This window comes from Allokutzneria sp. NRRL B-24872 (assembly GCF_002155965.1).
Classification (GTDB): domain Bacteria; phylum Actinomycetota; class Actinomycetes; order Mycobacteriales; family Pseudonocardiaceae; genus Allokutzneria.
This window is the reverse complement of the sequence record NZ_MUMH01000067.1, coordinates 1-19,366: the sequence shown is the minus strand read 5'-3', so window position 1 is coordinate 19,366 and position 19,366 is coordinate 1. Positions and strand designations below refer to the sequence as shown.

General features: G+C 68.2%; 22 protein-coding genes and 1 tRNA gene. 15 read left to right on the top strand and 8 right to left on the bottom strand.

Annotated elements, in window-relative coordinates; genetic code table 11:
• Positions 1-166 precede the first annotated feature (166 nt).
• The 4 genes from CCN37_RS18545 to CCN37_RS18530 all read left to right on the top strand — a co-directional run bounded on the left by CCN37_RS18545 (position 167) and on the right by CCN37_RS18530 (position 3,351).
• Positions 167-538, top strand: coding sequence for an STAS domain-containing protein (locus tag CCN37_RS18545; protein WP_086822398.1), 372 nt, complete (start codon positions 167-169; stop codon positions 536-538).
• Positions 539-661: 123 nt separating this feature from the next.
• Positions 662-1,597, top strand: a complete 936-nt coding sequence (locus CCN37_RS18540) for an NAD-dependent epimerase/dehydratase family protein (RefSeq protein ID WP_086822395.1) — start codon at positions 662-664, stop codon at positions 1,595-1,597.
• 74 nt (positions 1,598-1,671) lie between these two features.
• The gene (locus tag CCN37_RS18535; protein ID WP_086822392.1) at positions 1,672-2,238 is read left to right on the top strand and encodes a YceI family protein; all 567 of its coding nucleotides are present in this window, start codon (positions 1,672-1,674) and stop codon (positions 2,236-2,238) included.
• 306 nt (positions 2,239-2,544) lie between these two features.
• Positions 2,545-3,351 (top strand): MBL fold metallo-hydrolase, encoded by an 807-nt coding sequence (locus tag CCN37_RS18530; RefSeq protein ID WP_086822388.1) that lies wholly within the window; start codon positions 2,545-2,547, stop codon positions 3,349-3,351.
• 9 nt (positions 3,352-3,360) lie between these two features.
• On the opposite strand, the gene CCN37_RS18525 is transcribed toward CCN37_RS18530, so the two are convergent.
• Positions 3,361-4,896 carry an LCP family protein gene (locus CCN37_RS18525; RefSeq protein ID WP_086822384.1) on the bottom strand — a complete coding sequence of 512 codons (1,536 nt, stop codon included), beginning with the start codon at positions 4,894-4,896 and terminating at the stop codon, positions 3,361-3,363.
• A gap of 219 nt (positions 4,897-5,115) precedes the next feature.
• Positions 5,116-5,580: an SRPBCC family protein gene (locus tag CCN37_RS18520; RefSeq protein ID WP_086822381.1), complete on the bottom strand. Its 465-nt coding sequence runs from the start codon at positions 5,578-5,580 to the stop codon at positions 5,116-5,118.
• A 44-nt stretch (positions 5,581-5,624) separates the two neighbouring features.
• Here CCN37_RS18520 and CCN37_RS18515 point away from each other — a divergent pair, with 44 nt between their 5' ends.
• Both CCN37_RS18515 and CCN37_RS18510 read left to right on the top strand, forming a co-directional pair.
• Entirely contained in the window at positions 5,625-6,173 is a 549-nt protein-coding gene (locus tag CCN37_RS18515) for a TetR/AcrR family transcriptional regulator (RefSeq protein WP_086822377.1), read from the top strand.
• Positions 6,174-6,224: 51 nt separating this feature from the next.
• Positions 6,225-8,099, top strand: coding sequence for a glycoside hydrolase family 5 protein (locus CCN37_RS18510; RefSeq protein ID WP_086822373.1), 1,875 nt, complete (start codon positions 6,225-6,227; stop codon positions 8,097-8,099).
• A gap of 55 nt (positions 8,100-8,154) precedes the next feature.
• On the opposite strand, the gene CCN37_RS18505 is transcribed toward CCN37_RS18510, so the two are convergent.
• The gene (locus CCN37_RS18505) at positions 8,155-9,531 is read right to left on the bottom strand and encodes a stress response protein (protein ID WP_086822369.1); all 1,377 of its coding nucleotides are present in this window, start codon (positions 9,529-9,531) and stop codon (positions 8,155-8,157) included.
• A 182-nt stretch (positions 9,532-9,713) separates the two neighbouring features.
• Between CCN37_RS18505 and CCN37_RS18500 the strand changes: the two genes are divergently transcribed.
• Positions 9,714-10,481: an enoyl-CoA hydratase/isomerase family protein gene (locus CCN37_RS18500; RefSeq protein ID WP_086822366.1), complete on the top strand. Its 768-nt coding sequence runs from the start codon at positions 9,714-9,716 to the stop codon at positions 10,479-10,481.
• Positions 10,482-10,487: 6 nt separating this feature from the next.
• On the opposite strand, the gene CCN37_RS18495 is transcribed toward CCN37_RS18500, so the two are convergent.
• Positions 10,488-11,642 carry a hypothetical protein gene (locus CCN37_RS18495; protein ID WP_086822363.1) on the bottom strand — a complete coding sequence of 385 codons (1,155 nt, stop codon included), beginning with the start codon at positions 11,640-11,642 and terminating at the stop codon, positions 10,488-10,490.
• Positions 11,643-11,899: 257 nt separating this feature from the next.
• On the opposite strand from CCN37_RS18495, the gene CCN37_RS18490 reads away from it, so the two are divergent.
• Positions 11,900-12,274 carry a hypothetical protein gene (locus CCN37_RS18490; RefSeq protein ID WP_143261670.1) on the top strand — a complete coding sequence of 125 codons (375 nt, stop codon included), beginning with the start codon at positions 11,900-11,902 and terminating at the stop codon, positions 12,272-12,274.
• A 74-nt stretch (positions 12,275-12,348) separates the two neighbouring features.
• Here CCN37_RS18490 and CCN37_RS18485 read toward each other — a convergent pair whose 3' ends face one another.
• A complete protein-coding gene (locus CCN37_RS18485; RefSeq protein WP_086822356.1) occupies positions 12,349-12,714 on the bottom strand; it encodes a MerR family transcriptional regulator in 366 nt (121 codons plus the stop codon).
• A gap of 55 nt (positions 12,715-12,769) precedes the next feature.
• Between CCN37_RS18485 and CCN37_RS18480 the strand changes: the two genes are divergently transcribed.
• From CCN37_RS18480 to CCN37_RS18470, 3 genes are read left to right on the top strand one after another with little or no spacing between them, the layout of a single operon-like run.
• Positions 12,770-13,630, top strand: a complete 861-nt coding sequence (locus CCN37_RS18480) for a polysaccharide deacetylase family protein (protein ID WP_086822353.1) — start codon at positions 12,770-12,772, stop codon at positions 13,628-13,630.
• Between the two features lie 15 nt (positions 13,631-13,645).
• Complete coding sequence (locus CCN37_RS18475; RefSeq protein ID WP_086822350.1) at positions 13,646-14,383, top strand: alpha/beta fold hydrolase; 738 nt, start codon at positions 13,646-13,648, stop codon at positions 14,381-14,383.
• Between the two features lie 40 nt (positions 14,384-14,423).
• Entirely contained in the window at positions 14,424-14,840 is a 417-nt protein-coding gene (locus CCN37_RS18470; protein ID WP_086822347.1) for a hypothetical protein, read from the top strand.
• A gap of 13 nt (positions 14,841-14,853) precedes the next feature.
• On the opposite strand, the gene CCN37_RS18465 is transcribed toward CCN37_RS18470, so the two are convergent.
• From CCN37_RS18465 to CCN37_RS18455, 3 genes are all read right to left on the bottom strand, one after another.
• Positions 14,854-14,931, bottom strand: a tRNA-Ile gene (locus tag CCN37_RS18465).
• 141 nt (positions 14,932-15,072) lie between these two features.
• The gene (locus CCN37_RS18460; RefSeq protein WP_256388054.1) at positions 15,073-15,975 is read right to left on the bottom strand and encodes a glycoside hydrolase family 6 protein; all 903 of its coding nucleotides are present in this window, start codon (positions 15,973-15,975) and stop codon (positions 15,073-15,075) included.
• Between the two features lie 117 nt (positions 15,976-16,092).
• The gene (locus tag CCN37_RS18455; protein WP_246843123.1) at positions 16,093-16,557 is read right to left on the bottom strand and encodes a phosphoribosyltransferase family protein; all 465 of its coding nucleotides are present in this window, start codon (positions 16,555-16,557) and stop codon (positions 16,093-16,095) included.
• Positions 16,558-16,688: 131 nt separating this feature from the next.
• On the opposite strand from CCN37_RS18455, the gene CCN37_RS18450 reads away from it, so the two are divergent.
• The 4 genes from CCN37_RS18450 to CCN37_RS18440 are packed head-to-tail and all read left to right on the top strand — an operon-like array spanning position 16,689 to position 19,325.
• Entirely contained in the window at positions 16,689-17,918 is a 1,230-nt protein-coding gene (locus tag CCN37_RS18450; RefSeq protein WP_086822338.1) for a helix-turn-helix domain-containing protein, read from the top strand.
• A 2-nt stretch (positions 17,919-17,920) separates the two neighbouring features.
• Positions 17,921-18,478 carry a flavoprotein gene (locus CCN37_RS18445; RefSeq protein WP_086822335.1) on the top strand — a complete coding sequence of 186 codons (558 nt, stop codon included), beginning with the start codon at positions 17,921-17,923 and terminating at the stop codon, positions 18,476-18,478.
• A 50-nt stretch (positions 18,479-18,528) separates the two neighbouring features.
• On the top strand, positions 18,529-18,807 hold the full coding sequence (locus tag CCN37_RS42395) for an AMED_5909 family protein (RefSeq protein ID WP_371504493.1): 279 nt from the start codon (positions 18,529-18,531) through the stop codon (positions 18,805-18,807).
• On the top strand, positions 18,804-19,325 hold the full coding sequence (locus tag CCN37_RS18440) for a DUF6879 family protein (RefSeq protein ID WP_086822331.1): 522 nt from the start codon (positions 18,804-18,806) through the stop codon (positions 19,323-19,325). Before CCN37_RS42395 ends, CCN37_RS18440 begins: the two co-directional genes overlap by 4 nt.
• Positions 19,326-19,366 lie beyond the last annotated feature (41 nt).

Genomic DNA, 19,366 nt, shown 5'->3' with positions numbered 1-19,366 from the left:
GGACTTCCTGCCTCACTGCGTACGACGGGTATGTTTGTCTTACGGCAAACATATTCGGAGTGCCTCTTCGGGGTTCAACTCGGCCCCGGCGGGACACCTCTGTAGAAAACTGCCGGGAATGTCCGGGCAGTGGCACGGTGGAAGACGACCTCAGCGGGAGTTCAGGATGACGAGCAACAACCCCACGCAGCCGGTGAGCGACGCTGCCGAGGCCGGCATCGGCAGCTCCGTGCACGGCGAGGTCGAGGGCACGGCCGGGCGGATCAAGCTGGTCGGTGAGATCGACTACGCGGGGGCCCCGCAGCTGGACGCCGAGGTCGCGCGACTGCTCACGGCTGGCGCCACCCGGCTCACCGTGGACTTCTCCGGTGTCTCCTTCTTCGACTCCGCCTGCCTCAGCGCGCTGGTCAGGGCGCGCGAGTCGGCCAAGGAGGCCGGGGGCGAGCTGGAGCTGACGCACCTGAGCAAGTACGCACTGCGCATCCTGGAGATCGCGGGCGTGACCTCGCTGTTCACCGTGACCAACAGCCCTGCCTGAGATCGGTTCCACGCGTCGCGGTTTTCCCCGGCGACGGGTGGTTCCAAACCGCCTGTCGCCGTACGGGCATACTCCTCGGCGGCGCTGTCGGGAGCGTCACAGCGGTGGATGTGCGGGGATGTCATGCGGATTCTGGTCACGGGGGCGAGCGGGTACCTGGGCCGCGTCGCGGTGCGGTTGCTCGACGCCGAGGGCCACGAGGTCGTCGGCCTCGTGCACCGGCACCAGCCGCGCGGTTTCTCCAGGGTGGAGTGGCGGCGGGGTGACCTGCTGGACTTCCACTCCCTGGTGCTGGCGACCTCCGATGTGGACGCCGTGGTGCACCTGGCCGGGCTGACCAGGGTCCGCGAGGCCTTCGCACACCCGACCAGGTACTACCGGGTCAACGTCGCGGGCACGTTGAACCTGATGGAGGCGCTGGCGATCTCCGGCGGGGACGCCCCGCCCGCGCGCCTGGTCTTCGCCTCCACCGGCAGCGTCTACGGCGTGCCCAAGCGGCAGCCGATCGACGAGGACGCGCCGCCGGACCCGCGCAACCCCTACGCCGCCTCCAAGCTGGCCGCCGAGCAGGCCATCGCCTGGCAGTGCGCGACCGGCCAGCTCGGCGCGGTCAGCCTGCGGATCTTCAACATCGCCGGAGCGGTCGGCGAGACCGGGGACCCGGACGGTTCGCGGATCATCCCCAAGGTCGCCGCGGTCGCCGCCGGAAGGGCCCGTCGGGTCGACGTCTACGGCGACGGTTCGGCGATCAGGGACTTCGTGCACGTCAACGACGTGGCGCGGGCGGTGCTGCTGGCGCTGGAGGCGTGCGAGACGGGCACCCACCGGGTGTTCAACGTCGGCGCCACCCCGGCCAGCGTGTCCTCGATCCTGGAGACCGCGCGCAAGCTCACCGGCCGCAAGCTCGCGGTCACCCACCACCCGGCGCACCCGGGCGAGGCCCCCAAGCTGATGGCCGACAACGGCAGGCTGCGCGGCAAGCTGGGCTGGCAGCCGAAGAGCTCGTCGCTCGAGCAGCTGGTCGCCGACCAGTGCCGAACCGAACTGAGATCGGTCTGAGTCGCCCTTGCGCGTGACCGCCCCGTTCGCCAAGATCCCCCCTTTCGGGTGATCGACAACGGAGGGCGGGGCGGATGACGACACCTGAGGTCGCGGGATATCGCAGCGGGTTCTGGTCCATCGACCAGGAGCACTCCAGCGTCCTGTTCACCGCAAGGCACATGGCCGTCGGCAAGGTGCACGGCCGGTTCCGGCGCTTCGTCGGCAAGGTCTTCACCGGTGAGACCGTCGAGCAGTCCGCGGTGCGCGCGATCATCGACGCGACCTCGCTGGACACCGGCAGCGTGAAGCGGGACCGCAGCCTCGCCTCCTCGGAGTTCCTGGAGTCCGAGACCTACCCGACGATGGAGTTCCGCTCCTCGGCCGTGCACGCCCACGACACCGACTTCCTGGTGGACGGCGAGCTGGCGATGCACGGGCACACCAAGCCGGTGCGGTTGAAGCTGACCTTCAACGGGATCATCGAGGACCCCTACAGCGGGGTGACCCGGGCGGGGTTCAGCGCGCACACCACGATCCGGCGGCGCGAGTTCGGGCTGAGCTTCGACGCCCGCCTGCCCGGCGGAGGGCAGCTGGTCAGCGACCAGATCACCATCACGCTGGACATCGAGGCGACGCTGGACGCGCCCGAGCCGGGCTGAAGTTACCCAGACAGAAAGTAGTCATCCGCTCGCGTCACGTCACGGATCGGACTCGGGGACGTCACCCCTGCAGGGCACCCCAGTCGAGATCCGTTCCAGAGGTGAGCGATGTACGCCACTGACCACGTCGGTACCTGTTCGAAGTGCGACGGCGAGGTCGTCCGGTACAACGGGCGACTCGTCTGCACCCAGTGCGGCGCCCAGTACTGAGCCAGTTCCTGAGCGCGCCCCTGCGGTCGCCCCGTCCCGCTCCAGGGACGGGGCGGCCCGCTCTCTAGCTAGACCGTTCGTTATATATTCGGGCGCATGCGCGTCCACCACCTGAACTGCGGCAGCCTGGCCCCGCCCCTGCGCAGGCTGGTCAACGGCGACGGCGGGCTCTTCGACCGCGCCGAGCTGGTCTGCCACTGCCTGCTGGTCGAGACGGGCACCGGGCTCGTCCTGGTCGACACCGGCGTCGGCTCCCGCCCGTGGGACACCACCGCCGAGTTCCGCCGCTTCATGCGACCGTCGCTGCGGCGCTCGGAGACCGCGGTGGAGCAGGTGCGCGCCCTCGGCTTCGCCCCGGAGGACGTCCGGCACGTCGTGCTGACGCACCTCGACTACGACCACGCGGGCGGCCTGCGCGACTTCCCGTGGGCGAAGGTGCACGTGCACGCCGACGAACTGGCCACGGTCAGCGGCGAGCTCAGCCTCCCCGAGCGCCGCCGCTACCTCACCGAGCAGTGGGCGCACGGCCCGGACTGGACGACCTACCGCGCGGGCGGCGACCGCTGGTTCGGCTTCGACGCGGTGCGCGGGCTCGACGGCCTGGGCGAGGACCTCCTGCTCGTCCCGCTCGCCGGGCACACGAGAGGGCACAGCGCCGTGGCGATCCGCGACGGCTCACGGTGGCTGTTGCACGCCGGAGACGCCTACTTCTACCGGGGCGAGATCGACCCGAGGCGGCCGCACTGCACTCCGGGCCTCAAGTACTTCCAGTACGCGGTGGGAACCGACCACGCCGAACGCCGGGCCAACCGCGACCGCCTCCAGGAGCTGGCCGCCAACCACGGCGCCGAGATCGAGATCTTCAGCGCCCACGACCCCGAGGAGCTCCGGCGCTACCGCTGACCGCTCGGGTCAGGCGGCGCAGGCGTCGTCGAGCGACGTCGCGGGGGCCGAGGACGGATTGACCGAGCCGCCGGGCCTACCGGTGGTGGTCTTGCCGCCCGCCTTCGTGGTGGTGGTCGGCGGGACCGTGGTCGTGGTGGTGCCGGGAACCGGCGCGGCGTGCGGGTTCGGCGGCGGGCTGATCGCGGCCTGCACGACCTGCTTCATGAACGCGTAGTCCGGGCGCGCGGTGTCGAACTTGCCGTCCTTGGCCCTCGGGTTGGGCAGGTTCGGGTCGAACGAGATGCTCTCCAGCGGCTGTTCCTTGATCTTCATGGCCAGCTGGAGCAGCGCGGGCAGGACGTCCTGCGGGATGTTCGTCGCCACGTTGGCGCTGGTCGCCTCGGCAACGCTGCGGAAGTTGTTGAGGATCTTCGACGGCGGGTTCTGCTCGACCACGTACTTGATCAGGCAGCGCTGCCGGCCCATCCGCGTGTAGTCGTCGGTGTTGGTGCGGGAGCGGGCGAACCACAGCGCCTGGTCGCCGGTGAGGTGCTGGCGACCGGCCTCGATGTAGCCGAAGGGCTTGACGACCTCGCCGAACGGGCCGATGCCGCCCATCGGCACCCGGTGCGGGCCGACGTTGACGTCCAGCCCGCCGAGCGCGTCGATGATCGAGGCGAAGCCCTCCATGTTGACCTGCACGTAGTAGTCCAGCTCCAGGCCGAGCATGGTGCCGATGGAGGACCACAGCAGGTTCAGCCCGGCGATCTTGCTCGGCCCGCCGGGCGGGACCGCGTCGGGGTGCTCGTTGCCGTACTTGTACATGGCGTTGAGCAGGTACTCCGAGGAGTTCGGGCTGCGCGGGTCGGTGAAGCCGTTCGGGAACTGCTTCGCCAGCTTCGAGCCGGGCGGGAACAGCGCGTTCTGCGTGTTGCGGGGCAACGCGAACAGCGTGGTCCTGCCGGTCTTGGTGTCGATGCTCGCGGTCATCATCGTGTCGGTGCGGGTGCCGATCCGGTCAGCGCCCGCGTCACTGCCGAGCAGCAGCACGTTGATCCGCGGCTTGCGGAAGCCCTTCACGTCCGCCGCCTGGCTGTTGGCGCCCGCGGAGCCGGAGGGGAAGACGGTGTCCAGCAGGTTGCGGTGGGCGTCGAGGTTGTAGGCGGCGTAGCCGAACGGCGTCGCGACCGCGAGGCAGAGCACCGTGACCAGGGTCGCGCCGAGCACGCGGTGACCCGTGGCACTGCGCCGCGGCAGCGCGGCCACGTAGGCGCTGACGACCACCGTGATCCACAGCACCGCCACCAGCGCGAGCGCGCCCATGACGTAGAGCAGGAACTCCGAGGAGGCGACGTACTCCAGCACCTCGTCGGTGGAGGTGGTGAGCGCGTAGTAGACGCCCGTGCCGACCAGCAGCAGGAACAGGCCGAGGACGAAGTAGCCGACGCGGCGGCGCAGCACGAGGTGCCCGGACCCGGGCAGCACGGCGGAGAACAGGGCGAGCAGCAGAGCGCCGCCCATCGTGCGCGCGCGCTTGACCTGGGACTTCGGCGGCGGCGTCACAATGGGCTCCGGTTGGTACCGGAACGCACGGTGATGTCGGCCCACTGGTGCTCCTCATTCTCCAGTCGGCCGGAAACAGGGCCGCCCCGCTGATCAACGCTACTCCGGGCCGCGTCGCGCCGGGTTGCTTTTCATACAGAAGACGCATGACGAGCAACTCAGGTTGCACCGTTGCGATGCGTGTGCAACCCATTACGCTGCGCACAGAGTTTGCGCAGGTCAGCGGCCGTGGCCATCCATAGTACGGGTCCCGCTCGCCGACTCGGCGGCGGCCGCGAGACCGGCGACCAGTCGGCGGATGAAACGATCAAGCATGGTATGGACCAAACGGCCCAGCAACGGCCTCCTGGCACTGAAGATCGAGCGCCAGCGGATCACCGTCCCCCCGTCGCGCGGCTCCAGGTCGACCTGCGCCCGGTAGCCCTGGATCGGCAGTCCCGACTCCAGCACGTAGGCGAGGCGCCGGTCCCGCTCCAGCTCGACGATCCGCTCGCGGCTGCGCAGCGGCCAGGTGCGGAAGACCCTGATCGCGCCGACCCCCTCCCGCCCGGTCTCCCCCGGCCGCTCCAGCTCGAAGGAGCCCAGCGGCGACCACGTCGGCCAGCTCGCCCCGTCGCGGAGCAGGCCGTGGACGACGGAGGGCTCGGCGGCGGCGAAGTGCTCGACCTCGATAGTGTGAACCATGTGGTACATGTACCAACTGGTACACGGGCTGACAAGGGGATGCGATGAGCGAGGCCCGGCAACGGCTGCTCGACGCGGCGGTGGAGCACCTGGCGGAGCACGGCCTGACCGATCTCAGCCTGCGCCAGCTGGCCACCGCGCTCGGCACGAGCCACCGCATGCTGATCTACCACTTCAGCTCCAAGGAGGGGCTGCTCGTCGAGGTCATCCGCGCCGTGGAACTGCGCCAGCGCGAGGCCTTCGCCGACCACTACTCCGCCGGATCACCCGCCGAGGTGCTCCGCGAGTTCTGGCGACGCCTGTCCGACCCGTCGATGTGGCCGCACGAACGCCTGTTCTTCGAGATCTACGGCCAGGCCCTGCAAGGTCGCCCCGGCACCACCGCCCTACTCGACGGCGTCGTCGAGAACTGGCTTGAGCCGGGCGTTCGGGCCGCCGAGCACTGGGGGCTCGACCCGGCGACCGCCCGCGCCGAAGCCCGGCTCGGCCTCGCCGTGATGCGCGGACTGCTGCTCGACCTGCTGGCCACCGGCGACCGGGAGGGCACGACAGCGGCGCTGGAGCACTTCGCCGCGAGCTACGAACGTGAATAAAGCTCCGTTCGTCGGATGTGCGCGCTCTCACGCAGGCGGGACGATCGCCGCATGGCGCTGACGCGAGCCCTGGTGGCGGGACTGTTGCTGGCATCGATGACTGTTGCCGCTCCGGCACGGGCCGCTCCGGAGGCGGTGTCGTGGACCGCGCCGTTGAACACCGAAGGGCGCTACATCGTTGACGCGACAGGCAATCGCTTCAAGCTGAAGTCCGGGAACTGGCACGGGGCCAGCGGCACGTGGAAGGGCTCCGGCGACGTCGCCGACCCGGCCAACCACCACGCGGGAGAGAAGTCCGACCAGATCCCGCTCGGCCTGGACCGCGCGCCGATGGCGGCGATGATCGAGAGCTTCCGGGGGATCGGGCTGAACAGCGTCCGGCTGCCGTTCTCCAACGAGATGGTGCACGACACCCGCCCCGTTCCCGACGCGGCCGTGCGCGCGAACCCCGCGCTGCGCGGGAAGACCCCGCTCCAGGTCTACGACGCCGTGGTCGATGCGCTGACGGCGGCGGGCTTCGCGGTGATCTTGAACAACCACACCAACACCAGCCGATGGTGTTGCGGTGTAGACGGGAACGAGAGGTGGAACACCAGCCAGGCCACCCAGAAGTGGGAAGCCGACTGGCTGCTGATGGTCAAGCGCTACCGCTCCAACGCCCGGGTTGTCGGTGCGGATCTGTACAACGAGGTCCGTCGGAACATCCTGGACGACCCGAACTGGGGGTGGGGCAACGAACACGACTGGCACGCGGCGGCGCAGCGGGCGGCCGACCGCATCCTGACCGAGGCCAACCCGGACATCCTGATCGTCATCGAGGGCATCAACTGGTTCGGCCTCCCCGTCAACGGGCTCCCGCACGGCAGGCCGACGCTGGAGCCGGTCCGGACGCTCTCGCACACCCTGGTGCGGTCGCGGAAACTGGTGTACTCGGCGCACTTCTACGGCTACACCGGCCCGAACCACAGCGGTGCCACCGGGATCGGCGAGACCAGCGACCCCCGCTACCGCGACTTCAGCCGCGAGGAGCTGTTCGCCGTCCTGGACCGGCAGGCGTTCTTCGTGGCGCAGGAGAGCGGTCAGCACTTCACGGCGCCGGTGTGGATCAGCGAGTTCGGCTCGGGCGGGCGCGAGGAGACCGACCCGAAGTCGCGCGCGTGGTTCGAGAACTTCGTGGACCACCTGGTGCGCAACGACACCGACTTCGCGTACTGGCCGCTGGTGGGCTGGCACCAGGACCGGCGCGGGAACGGCTGGGCGATGCTGCACTGGGACGCCGCGGGCAACCGGATGAGCGTGGACGACGGCGACGACTGGCGGGCTCCTGCGTGGCGCCGACTCGTTGGCGCGCAAGGGAGAACCGGCCCGGTGCCGAGGTCCGACGCGTGGAGCGTGCTCGCGCCGGACCACGGCGACGCGGTGCGGTCGGCGCGGACGCTCGCCGAGCCCGACTGGGACTCCGGCGCGCGCAAGGCCGCCTGTCCGGACGGTCAGCGCCTCATCGGCCTCGCGCAGACCGGCGGTCGCGGCCTGTGCACCGACGCGGGGCTCGACGCGAATCCGCTGGGGCGGCAGGTGGTGCGCGATGAGCGCAACGTCGGCGCTGACTGGGCGAGCGGCTACACCAAGTTCCAGTGCCCGCCGGGGCACGTGGTGACCGGCTACGCGGTGCGCGGCGCCGACATGTCCTCGGTGCTGTGCCAACGGGTTGGGCAACCGTTGGGCGCCAACGGAAGGACGGTGTGGTTCGACCGCGGCGACAACCGTCCGGCAGCGGCGCGCGGCGGAGACTTCGCGCACGGGCGCTTCAAGGGCCAGTGCGCGGAGACGGAGTACGTCGGTGGCGTCGCGTGGACCGGACGCGTCGTCGGCAGGGCGAAGACGCCGGACGCCTTGCTCTGCGTGGGGATCAGCGCTCCACAGTAGCCGGACGTCAGGCGGCGACCGTGCTCCACGACTGGCTCGACCGAGCGTCGCCGGGTTACAGGGCGCCAGCCGTGGGAAATTGCGGAGGTGCGGCCTCAGCTCCGTCCTGGGAGGACGGGGCGGTGGAGACGAGCGCGACCGGCACTTCCGCAGGCGGTGCGAAGGACTCGTCCGGCCGGATGCGCGGCGGCTGCGCCGACCACGGTTTGAGGTTCTGCACGACGCCCTCGTAGAACTGGTTGATCGCCGAGAGCACCGAGTCGATGAACGCGCCGCGCCCGGAACCGCGTTTGGCTCCCATCGCGAAGCTCTGTGCGATTCGGAACGATCGGAGGTCCCGCTTCGCGTCGACCACCATCAGCTCTGGTCGGAGCCGAACGTCGCGCAGCAGCTCAGCGGCGCCCTGCCCTCGGGAGTGCAGCAAGAAGCTCTCCACCCGCACGGTCTCCGGCGCGTTCTTGAGCTGGCGAACCAGCCAGTTCACGCGGGTGGTCGGGCGTCCTTCCTTGGGTGCGTCCACGTCGAGGTGGCAGACGACCTGACCAGCGCGAAGATCCGCCGTGATGTGCAGGACCCCCACTGTGTCCGGAATCCGGACCGCGCCCACAAGCACGCCGGTGGACGCCAGCTGCGCGGCTTGTGCCTGCGTCCGCGTTCCAGGATCGGCAATCTCCTTGCGGCTCAAGGATGGCGTGACCTCAGCGCCCAACTGCCTTCCGAGTTGGAGGCACGCGAACCGCACCAGCGCGTCGAAGCGCAACGCGACCTCGGAAGCGGCGCTGTCGGTCGCTCGCAACGTGCCCGCGGCGAGAGCCTCCCGTGCTGGCACCCACGACGGTCCCATGTCGTCGAACATCATCGCTCCGGAACGAGGGTGCTCCAGGTAGCGAATCAACTCGCCCAGAATCCACGCTTGTTCGGGATCTGCGACACCGCGGTGTTCCTTCTGCATCACCGCTTCGCACAGCAGCTGAGACCAGGAGAGATGGTGCAGGGCGACTTTGCGCAGCCTGCGCTTGTCCACCGTGGTCGGGTGCTGGCCGGGAACAGCTGGAATCTCGTTGGATATCGTCAGCAACGCGTCGAATCCCTGTTCCCGCGCGACATCGAGATACGCCTCGAGCTGTTCGGCGTGAAGCGAGTTGTTGCCGGTCTTGACCTCCACGAGCGCGGTCCACGTGCGGCCACCACGCGTGACGCGGACCAGACCGTCTGGAATGAACTTCTTCTCTCCCAACTGAAACGGGACCTCGATGAAGGTCTCAACCCGGCCGGCAGGTGCGCCGAAGGGCTGCACGACAGCCCTGCCGAACTCCCGCACGATGGACATGACGGCGAGCAGCGCGGAGGTGGCCCGCCGCTCCTGCTCTTCGGCGCCGCTGATGCCCGAGGTCGGAATGAGCCTTGCCGCGTGCCAGGACTCTTCTGCCATGAGGTGCCCTCTTTCTCCGGGAACAGTCGGCGTTTCGGACAGGAGAGAGGCTCCGTTAGCTGACCCAACGGCTTCACCCGAATGTCCACATGAGCATGGGCACACACCCACATCCAGGCACGGAAGTACATAACCGCGTTACTCCACCGCTATCTGCCCGGCTCGCCAGATACGGTGGCCGGGTGAGCGAGCACCTCCAGCTGACCGTCGACGGCGCGGTGGCGACCCTGACCATCGACCGCCCCGCCAAGCGCAACGCGATGAGCCACGCCATGTGGTCGGCGCTGCCCGGGCTGATGGACCGGGTGGAGCACGACGACGCGGTCCGGGTCCTGGTGGTCCAGGGCGGCGACAACTTCTCGGCGGGCGCAGACATCAGCGAGTTCCAGACGTTGCGCAAGGGGGCGGAGGGGGCTCGCGCCTACGGCGAGGTCGTGCACGCGGGCGAGCGCGCGATCGCCTCGCTGAGCAAGCCCGTGATCGCCGCGGTCACCGGGTTCTGCGTCGGCGGGGGCTGCGAGATCGCGCTGGCGTGCGACATCCGCATCGCCACCGAGGACGCGCGGTTCGGCATCACTCCGGCGAAGCTCGGCATCATCTACCACTTCATGTCGACCAAGCGACTCGTCGAAGCGGTCGGGCCAGCGTGGGCGAAGCAGATCCTGTTCTCCGCCGACCTGATCGACGCGGCGACCGCGCTGCGCATCGGGCTGGTCAACGAGGTGCACCCCGCGGCCGATCTCGCCGCGCGGGCCAAGGAGCTGGCCGAGGTCCTGGCCACTCGCGCCCAGGTGAGCGTGCGCGGCGCGAAGGCGGTGGTCAACGGGATCACCGACGGCCTGCACGCGGAGAACGACGAGCTGCACGCACTGTTCGAGGCCAGCTACACCAGTCCGGAGTACGCAGAGGGCGTGCGTGCGTTCCTCGACAAGCGCCCGCCGAGGTTCTAGCCAGGACTACAACGCGCCCGCGACGGCTTCTCCGGACCGCATCCTGGGCACGGGCGCCGCGCGCTTCCGGAGGTTCTGCACGACGTCCGCGTAGAACGCGGTGACCGCGCTCAGCACGGAGCCGACGAATCCCGCGCGCCCGGTGCCCATCGCGAAGTCCTGCGAGATGCGGAACGCGCGCAGTTCCCGCTGCTGCTCGACCCGCACGCTCGACGGCGCGTTCCTGATCTGGCGCTCCACCCAGTTCACCCTGGTCGTCGGCCGCCCCTCGCGTGGCACGTCCATGTCGACGTAGCAGGCGAGCCGGTCCGCGCGCAGGTCAGCTTTGACGTGCAACAACGCCGCGCTGCCCGGAATCCTGATGGCTCCGGCCAGCGAACCGTCCTCGGCGAGCCGCTCCGCGAGGGTGCGCGTGCGCAGCAGCGGATCGACGCTTTCCTTGCGGGACAAGGCAGGCGTGGCCTCCACCCCGAGCCGGAGGCTGGCGAAGCGCAATAGCTCGTCGAAGCGGGCCGCGACCTCCGTCGCCGCGTTGTCCTCCGCGCGCAACGTGCCGGCGGCAAGCGCTGCGCGTGCGGGCTCCCACGCCTCGCCCATGTCGTCGAACGCGACGGTGCCGGAGTTCGGGTGCTCCAAGTACCCGATCAGCTCGCCCAGAATCCACGCGCGCTCCGCGTTGACCGCCGCCCGCACCGCGACCGCCTTGCACAGCAGCTGCGACCAGGAGATCTGGAGCCGCCGCGCTTCGTCCACTGTGGACAGAGGTGGCGCCGGAACAGCGGGGACCTCGTTGGAAACGGTGAGCACCGCGTCGAAGCCCTGTTCCCGCGCCAGGCTCAGGCACGTGCCGAGCCGGTCAGCCGGGATGACGTCCGCGCCGGTCTTCACCTCCACCAACGCCGTCCAGCGACAGGCTCCCCTGGTGATCCGGATCAGCCCGCCCGGCACGAAAACCGCTTCGCCGACCCGGAAAGGCACGTCCACGAAGGACTCGACGCGTCCGCACGGCGCGCCCAGCACCTCGCTGAACGCCGCGCCGAACTCCGGCACCGCCGCGAGCACCGCGAGCAGGGCGGACACCGAGCGCCGCTGCCGCTCCTCGACACCTCCGACGTCCGAGGTCGGAATGAGCCGTGCCGCGTGCCAGGACTCCGCCGCCATGTCCCCCACCTTCTCCTCGATCGGTACCCCGCGTTTCGTCCCGTCCCCGGATTCGTTAGCCCGCGCGCCGCTCCTCACCCGATCGGACAAGCGGCAGTTCGGCACTCGTCGGCGCCGGTCACCCGTTCAGGGCAAACACGTCGCCATCTCGGCCGCCACCGCCCGCAGATCCCACAGGTCACGGCGCACAGTTTGAGAGAACTCGCACCAATCGAATTCTCCCAAAAAGCGACATCGCCTTCCCCGAAAAAACCGGTGTGGCCACGCTCGAATTCGACACTCCTTCGAACAATCACTTGCGAGGAATGATGGCCGCCGCACGCCCGCTCCACTGGATCACCGGCTCGCTGATCGCGGCAGCGACCGCGCTCGCCCTGCCCGTCATCGCGAGCGCGACCGAGGCCGCCGCCCCAGCAGCACCGTGCGGCATCATCCGGTCGCCCGACGGCCCCACCCACGGCCTCCCCAGGGCGCTGCACTGGAACAACTGCGAGGGACACCACGTGAAACTGAAAGTTCGAGCGGTTTTCAGGATCGCCGAAGTGTGTGTGCGTCCGGGGATCACCAATCTCGGGGACACGTTCCAGGGCCGCGAGGAGCCCGTCTACGCCTCGGAGATCGGCACCTGCTGATCGGTCCAGCGAGTGGTGGCACCACTGCTTTTCGGGGCCACCACCGCCATTTCTGCCCCCGTTCAGCACGTGCGCTAGCGCTCTGCCTCCGAGGCCGCGTCAATCACCCCGTCGAGCACGTCGCGGGAATTCACCAAGCTGTTGATCATCTGATCGATCCGCGCGCGCTCCTTGGCCAGTTCGGTGACCAGCTTGCCGGTGGCGATCTCCGAGGGCCCGCCGTCGCCGTCGCGCATGCAGGGCAGAACACGCGCGATCTTCTTGCTGTTCAGCCCGGCCGCGAACAGTTCCTGGATGCGGATCACCCGATCGACCGCGCGCTCCGCGTAGTCGCGCTGACCACCCGGCGTGCGCTCGGAGACCAGCAATCCCTGCTGCTCGTAGTAGCGCAACGACCGTTCGCTTACACCCGTACGGCGCGCGAGCTCACCGATCTTCATCTCGGCCGTCCTCGGACTTGAACCTGACACTGATGTCAGATTTTACCGTGGTCGCATGACGAACGACCTCTACGACTACAGCCCGATCACCGAGCGCGCGCCGATCACCTGGCCCGGCGGGGCCAAGGTCGCCGCCTACGTCGGCCTCAACGTCGAGCACTTCCTGCCCGGCCGCCCGTCCACCAGCATCTGGCCCGGCACCGCCGACCTCGTACCCGATCCGCTGAACCACGGCTGGCGCGACTACGGCACCCGGGTCGGCATCTGGCGCACGATGCAAAGCCTTGACCGGCACGGGTTCCGCGCGAGCGTGCTGCTCAACTCCGACGTCGCCGAGCACTACCCGCAGATCATCGAAGCCGGGCGCGAGCGGGACTGGGCGTGGCTCGCGCACGGCAAGACCAACTCGATCCTGCACACCGGCATGTCCGTCGAGGAGGAGCGCGCGTTCCTCACCGACGTCATCGACACCATCGCCACCGCGACAGGTCAACGGCCGCGCGGGTGGATGGGTCCCGGCCTGACCGAGACCGCCAACACCCCGGCTCTGCTCGCCGAACTCGGCCTCGACTACGTGCTCGACTGGACCAACGACGACCAGCCGTACCCGCTGAAGGTGCCCGGCCTGATCAGCGTCCCGTACACCGTCGAGCTCAACGACCTGCTCCTGTTCGGCAAGAGCTTCACCGGGCCGGACTTCGTGCAGATCGTGAAGGACCAGTACGAGCAGCTGCTCGCCGACTCCGAGCACAGCGGCCGCGTCCTCGCGCTCGCGCTGCACCCCTTCGTGATCGGCCAGGCGTTCCGCGCCAAGTACCTCGACCAGGCGCTGGAGTTCCTCGCCGCGCAGCCCGACATCTGGCTGACCACCAGCGACGAGATCGCCGACCACTACCGTGTGAACCGGATCGACTAGCGGCGGGGGCAGAGCATGTACGTCAGATCGTCGGGTGGAAAAGACGCGCGCCCCGTTCTCTTCCTGCACGGTGGTGGCGTTGCAGGCTGGATGTGGGAACCGACGATGGAGCGTCTTCCCGCAGGGCTTCGACTCATCGTCCCCGACCTTCCCGGACATGATCGAAGCTCTGCGGAAAGGTACGTGTCGCATGACCAGACGGTGAGCGAGCTGGCATCCGTTGTCGAGCGGGAAACTGAACGGCCCGTGACTGTCGTCGGGTTCTCCCTCGGGGCTCAGCTCGCGATTCTTCTGGCCGCGAGTCGGCCCGACCTCGTGGAGCGAGTCGCGGTTGTGAGCGCGCAAGCCAAACCGACACGCGCACCGGCGTTGACGCTCGGCCTTCTCAGCGCCTCGGCACCGCTCGCGAAGCGCCAGTGGTTCGCGAAACTGCAAGCAACGGCGTTGTTCATACCGGCGCCGCTGATGAGCGACTACCTCCGTACTTCTGCCCACATCTCCAGGGAAACGCTCCTCACGACCGTCAGCGAGAACATCCGGTTCACCGAGCCACCGGGATGGGCGATGTTTCCCGGCGCGGCGCTCATCCTCGCTGGCACAGGCGAACGCGGTTTCATGAAGAAGTCAGCGCTTTCGCTCAACGAATCGCTCCCCGGGAGCGAACTGGAGATCGTCGACGGGTGCGGTCACGGCATCCCGCTGCAACGACCGGACTGGTTCGCTCAGCGACTGAGGAGCTGGCTCGCACCGTGAGTCCACAGTGGACGCCCTGATTCGGAGCTAGCATGCGCCCATGACCGCCCGCGACCTCGTGAAACGGGAACAGCTCCCGACGCTCCAGCCGATCACCCAGCCAGTCGCCCTGCCGCCGCCGGCCCGTGTGTGGACCGCCGAGGAGATGCGGGTGATCGGGCTGGGCCGAGCGGCGGGGCACATGGACGAGCGCTGGTTGGCACTGGTCGAGGCGGACCGGCTCTTCCTGCATCGGTCATGGACCGGCTACGGCGTCTACGAGGCGGTTTTCGTCGAGCGTCCCGAAGGCTGGCAGATCACCGAAGCATGGGTCGAGTCCGACACCGACAGGTATCGGCGGCAGAACGACGCGTACGAAACGTTGTTCCTGGAAATGCTGGTGATGGGGAAGCTGCTCGGCGGCGGCGAACGCGGTGACTGGGAACGGTTGAAGAAGTTGCGGACTCCGCGGCCGTAGCCGTCAACGGAGCTGGTGGGGCAGGTGGGGCTCGAACCCACGACCTGACAGATTATGAGTCTGCTGCTCTGACCAGCTGAGCTACTGCCCCTTGATGGCCCATCTCCACGAACGGCCGAATCCCCATCACGCGTCGTAGCCCCGCGTGAGGGCTGCGATGTTAGTCCACCCACGCCGTGACTTCCCCTCCGGGGGCGGTACCGGTTTGTGGGCATTTTCCTGAACCGCGCGACTACCTCCCGTAGTACAACCCCTGGGCCACGCGGGGCAGGAACTCCGACGAACTGCTGTGCGGCGCCACACCGAAGGGGCCGTCCGACTCCCCCGGCAACTTCACCCACAGCTTCGCGTCGAAGCCGTTCACGCCGCCCAGGTACTGCGGCCGGTCCCCCAGTTTCCGGCCCGGCGGATTGCCCCACCAGGTGCTCGGGTTGGCGTGGATGTAGGAGTCCGGCGGGGGGCCGTTGCCGTTGCGGGAAGTGTCGATGACGAAGCCGACGTCTGGCAGGCCGAGGAGGTCGCGCAATTCCGCCGCGAAGGACTCGCACATCTCCGTGGTGTTGTAGTTCGAGACGTTGACCGCGAAGCCGCGCGCGTCAGCGACACCGGCTTGGCGAAGCCACGGCGCCAGCGACTCCGGCGAGTTGTAACGGCCGTCCCCGCCGTCGAGGTACACGTAGGTGTTGGGCGCGTACTGCTTGAAGGCTTGAACCGCGAACGTCAAGCAGGCCAACCGATTCCTGCGCTGCTCCGCGGTCAGGCCCGGCATGTGGATCAGCGTGTCCGGCTCCAGGAGCACCACCGCGGGCGCCGCTCCGACCAGTTGCGCGAAGGACTTCGCCCACGCCTGGTACTCCTTCACGCTCCGGAAACCGCCGGAGGACGCCCCGCCCGCGTCACGGAACGGGATCGCGTAGGCGACGAAGACCGGCAGTGCTCCGATTTCCCCCGATGCTTCAAGGATTCCAGCGATCTGCGGCGCGATCGGAGCTGGTCCCACCCATTTCGCCTGTGGGACAGCCGCGACCTTGTCCCACACCACCCAGCGCTCTGTCGTCGTGCGCCCCGCCCGGAACTCTGTTGTGCACCAACGATGTGCTTGCGTGTCCGTCAATACGTGGAACCCATCGCACATCTCGTAGGGATTCGCCATCGCCGCTCCCCCGCGTCGGTTTTACCCTGGGACACAACAGTTATCGGCTCACGCCTCATCGCGCCATCACTTCGGCGCACATCGACACTTTGGTGCGACCTACCGGCCCAGTTCATCGCTGCCGACAAGCGCGTGGAACTCCCCCAGCACCGCCTTGACATCCGTGCTCGCCTCGTCGACGACCACCGAGCAACCCGCCAACTTCGCACCCGCCTCTTCGAGCAACTCGCGAACAGCCAGCGCCTGGCTCCCCGTCTGTATCCAGTCATCCACCAGCAGCAGACGATCGGCCTGTCCCACCGACGCCCGTTGAAGCCTCAACGCGTGCCGAATCTTGCGATAGTCCGGCTCCGTTTCCCTGACCAGCTTCTCGCCCGGGAACATCCCCGCGCCTTTGCGCACCGCCACAAAGCCCACTCCGAGCTCCATCGCCGCCGCCCCGCCCAGCAGGAATCCCCGCGACTCGATCCCGCACACCGCCGTGATCCCCTTGCCACGAAACGGTTCCACCAACGCCGCGATCACCGCCTTGAACGCTTGCCCGTCACGGAACACCGGCCACATGTCCGCGTGACCATCCACCCACCGAAACCGCTCCAGCAACAGCTCACGCGCAGACCCCATAACCGTCGATCTTCACGCGTTCGCCTGGACGAAGCGACGTGATTCCGCTGGTCTGTTGCTAGCCTGAGCTGATGAGGGGCGGCGGCGATCAACTCAATGTCGGCGAGCGCATTGCCTTCTACCGGCGTCGCCGTGGACTGTCGCAGGCCGTGCTCGCGGACCTCGTCAACCGGTCCGAGGACTGGCTGAGCAAGATCGAGCGAGGCGAACGGGAGATCCGTCGCTTGGACGTGCTCACCGATCTGGCAAAGGCGCTTCGAGTCACGCTCGGCGATCTGCTCGGTATGCCGGTCCTCATGGAGGACGAGGAATGTCACGATGACGTCCCGGCGATTCGCGATGCATTGATGGCGCCTCGCAGGTTGTCGCGGACGCTGTTCTCCTCGTCAAGCTCGCCCGACCACGTCGACCCCGCTCCCGTCGCGGCTCTGGCGGAGGCTGTGTGGTCCGACTATCAGCGTGGTGACCTGGGTCGAGTGGTCTCAGCCATGCCGAATCTGGTCAAAGCGGCCCAACGGCTCGAAGCGGCCTCGGCTGACGACCCGCCGTACAAGCGCTCATGCGCTGCGGTGTCCGCGCGAATTCACCACTTGGCTGCGACAGCGCTGAGCAAGATCGGTGAGGCTGACCTCGCCTGGATTGCGGCGGAGCGGGCGATGCAGGCGGCCGACGACTCCGAAGATCCTCTCGTGCTGGCATCCGCCGCCCGATCAGGAACCCATGCACTGCTCGCCGTCGGGCGGTTCGAAGACGCGCTGGAACTCGGCAACGCAGCGGCTCGCTGGCTCGCCCCACGGATGAAAGCTGGAGATCCAGCGGCGCTCAGCCTCTACGGGATGCTGTTCCTCCGCACCGCCGTCGCCGCCGCTCGTCATCAGGACCGGGCAACGGCAGATGAGCTGTTGAGCCGGGCGGAGCGCGCTGCTGCGGACCTGGGCAGAGACGCCAACTACTGGCTGACCAGTTTTGGCCCGTCGAACGTCGCTTTGCACCGCGTGTCCGTCGCGCTCGATCTCGGCGACGCCGGGCAGGTAGCCGACTCAGGGGTGCACGTCAACACCGAGCACCTCCCACTCGAACGGCAAGCCAGCCACATGATCGACGTCGCACGAGCGCTCAGCCTGGTTGCGAAAGACGATGACGCATTGCAGATCCTCCTTACCGCAGAACAGAAAGCGCCTGGCATCGTCCGCCACAGCGCAGCGGTGAGGCAGGTCGTCCGCGCGGTTTGTCGCCGGGCACCAGTGGCAAGGTCCTCTCCTCTGTTCGCATTCGCTGAACGCTGCCGGGCGGTGAAGTGAGGATGTCCGGCCGAGTGCTCGGCGTGGTCGGTTCCGGTGCTGGCGGGGTTGAGGACCTGCTCCCCGGCCTGATTCGACCAGCCATGGAAGCGGGCTGGACGGTCTGCGTCACGCTGACCCCCACTGCCGGACGTTGGCTCGCGGAAACAGGAACTCTCGCCGAGATCGAGAACGCAACCGGCCTGTCCGTTCGCATCGATCCTCGGTCTCCCGGAGAACGCAGCCCGCACCCGCCCGTCGACTGCTACGTGGTCGCGCCCGCTTCAGCGAACACCATCGCCAAACTCGCTCTCGGGCTCGCCGACAACCAGGCCCTCACGCAAGTGAACGAGGCCATCGGCACTCTTGGCCTCCCGATCGTCGTTTTCCCGCGCATCAACGCGGCGCACGCCCGGCACCCCGCCTGGAACAACCACCTAGCGGCGCTTCGCGCGGCTGGCGTTCACCTCGTCTACGGCGACGACGTTTGGCAGTTGCACGAACCCCGCAACTCTCCGAGCAAGGAACTCCCCTGGTCGGCAGTGCTTTCCACCGTCAACGGAGCTGTCGCCCAGAAGTAGCCGGACAGTTTGTCCGGGTAGTGGCCTGCCGTCTGCGTTCTCCTGTGCGCATGGCCACCACCCGGCAATCGAGCATGCCCGCTCGCCTCAACGACGTCCGGCCATGGTTGCTCGCTCGATACCCCGTCGAAATGCGGACGCCTGAAGCGCTATGCGACTGGTACCGCCTCCAGGCGGAGGTCTTCGAACACGTGGCCACGGTAGATCTTCACCGCAGACACGAGGCCACCGCGCTAGCTGCAATCGCTCGCGACAAACTCGCCTCACAGTCCACAGTGGACGAGCAGTTCGTTCGCTTCGATCTCGCGGAGGGACAGAACAGAGGATGACCGCACTCGACGGCCCGGCGTACCGGGCACTCTTCACATCGTTCACCCGGACCGCCTGGCGATGGGAGGCTCAACCCACCTACACCATGCCCGCCGAGCAATCCGGTCTCGCGCGCTTCCTTGCCGGAGAACCCGAACCACCTGATCACAACGCCGACTGGCACCAAGCGATCCGGGCTTGGACGGCCACTGGCAAGAACATCGCGAGGGTGCGAGCGGTGACACCGCCGCTGACCGACTACCAGCGATATCAACTCGCTTGGGGCATCCCCGGAAATGTCCGCGCAGGTGAGGACGTGCGTGTTCTCGACCTCTCCGTGCATCCAGAAGTTCTTGTGCCACAACGAGATTTTTGGCTTCTCGACAGCACCACCGTCGTGCACCTGGACTTCGACGACGATGGGCGCTTGCTGGGCCGGGAGCTCGTCGAGGAGCCTGACCTGGATCTGTACCACCAGTGGCGAACTGCCGCGACGACGCGCGCTGTACCGGTGCGGCAGTGGAATGCTCGCCCCTGACCGTGGCGCGGCGCTGCAAAGCTGGCTGGCTGGCTGGCTGG

What these genes read in the sequence shown, in the direction of transcription:
- CCN37_RS18545 (WP_086822398.1), top strand. Translation starts at nt 167, where the DNA reads ATGACGAGCAACAACCCCACGCAGCCGGTGAGCGACGCTGCCGAGGCC.
- CCN37_RS18540 (WP_086822395.1), top strand. Translation starts at nt 662, where the DNA reads ATGCGGATTCTGGTCACGGGGGCGAGCGGGTACCTGGGCCGCGTCGCG.
- CCN37_RS18535 (WP_086822392.1), top strand. Translation starts at nt 1,672, where the DNA reads ATGACGACACCTGAGGTCGCGGGATATCGCAGCGGGTTCTGGTCCATC.
- CCN37_RS18530 (WP_086822388.1), top strand. Translation starts at nt 2,545, where the DNA reads ATGCGCGTCCACCACCTGAACTGCGGCAGCCTGGCCCCGCCCCTGCGC.
- CCN37_RS18520 (WP_086822381.1), bottom strand. Translation starts at nt 5,580, where the DNA reads ATGGTTCACACTATCGAGGTCGAGCACTTCGCCGCCGCCGAGCCCTCC.
- CCN37_RS18515 (WP_086822377.1), top strand. Translation starts at nt 5,625, where the DNA reads ATGAGCGAGGCCCGGCAACGGCTGCTCGACGCGGCGGTGGAGCACCTG.
- CCN37_RS18510 (WP_086822373.1), top strand. Translation starts at nt 6,225, where the DNA reads ATGGCGCTGACGCGAGCCCTGGTGGCGGGACTGTTGCTGGCATCGATG.
- CCN37_RS18505 (WP_086822369.1), bottom strand. Translation starts at nt 9,531, where the DNA reads ATGGCAGAAGAGTCCTGGCACGCGGCAAGGCTCATTCCGACCTCGGGC.
- CCN37_RS18495 (WP_086822363.1), bottom strand. Translation starts at nt 11,642, where the DNA reads ATGGCGGCGGAGTCCTGGCACGCGGCACGGCTCATTCCGACCTCGGAC.
- CCN37_RS18485 (WP_086822356.1), bottom strand. Translation starts at nt 12,714, where the DNA reads ATGAAGATCGGTGAGCTCGCGCGCCGTACGGGTGTAAGCGAACGGTCG.
- CCN37_RS18480 (WP_086822353.1), top strand. Translation starts at nt 12,770, where the DNA reads ATGACGAACGACCTCTACGACTACAGCCCGATCACCGAGCGCGCGCCG.
- CCN37_RS18475 (WP_086822350.1), top strand. Translation starts at nt 13,646, where the DNA reads ATGTACGTCAGATCGTCGGGTGGAAAAGACGCGCGCCCCGTTCTCTTC.
- CCN37_RS18470 (WP_086822347.1), top strand. Translation starts at nt 14,424, where the DNA reads ATGACCGCCCGCGACCTCGTGAAACGGGAACAGCTCCCGACGCTCCAG.
- CCN37_RS18460 (WP_256388054.1), bottom strand. Translation starts at nt 15,975, where the DNA reads ATGTGCGATGGGTTCCACGTATTGACGGACACGCAAGCACATCGTTGG.
- CCN37_RS18455 (WP_246843123.1), bottom strand. Translation starts at nt 16,557, where the DNA reads ATGTGGCCGGTGTTCCGTGACGGGCAAGCGTTCAAGGCGGTGATCGCG.
- CCN37_RS18450 (WP_086822338.1), top strand. Translation starts at nt 16,689, where the DNA reads ATGAGGGGCGGCGGCGATCAACTCAATGTCGGCGAGCGCATTGCCTTC.
- CCN37_RS18445 (WP_086822335.1), top strand. Translation starts at nt 17,921, where the DNA reads ATGTCCGGCCGAGTGCTCGGCGTGGTCGGTTCCGGTGCTGGCGGGGTT.
- CCN37_RS42395 (WP_371504493.1), top strand. Translation starts at nt 18,529, where the DNA reads ATGGCCACCACCCGGCAATCGAGCATGCCCGCTCGCCTCAACGACGTC.
- CCN37_RS18440 (WP_086822331.1), top strand. Translation starts at nt 18,804, where the DNA reads ATGACCGCACTCGACGGCCCGGCGTACCGGGCACTCTTCACATCGTTC.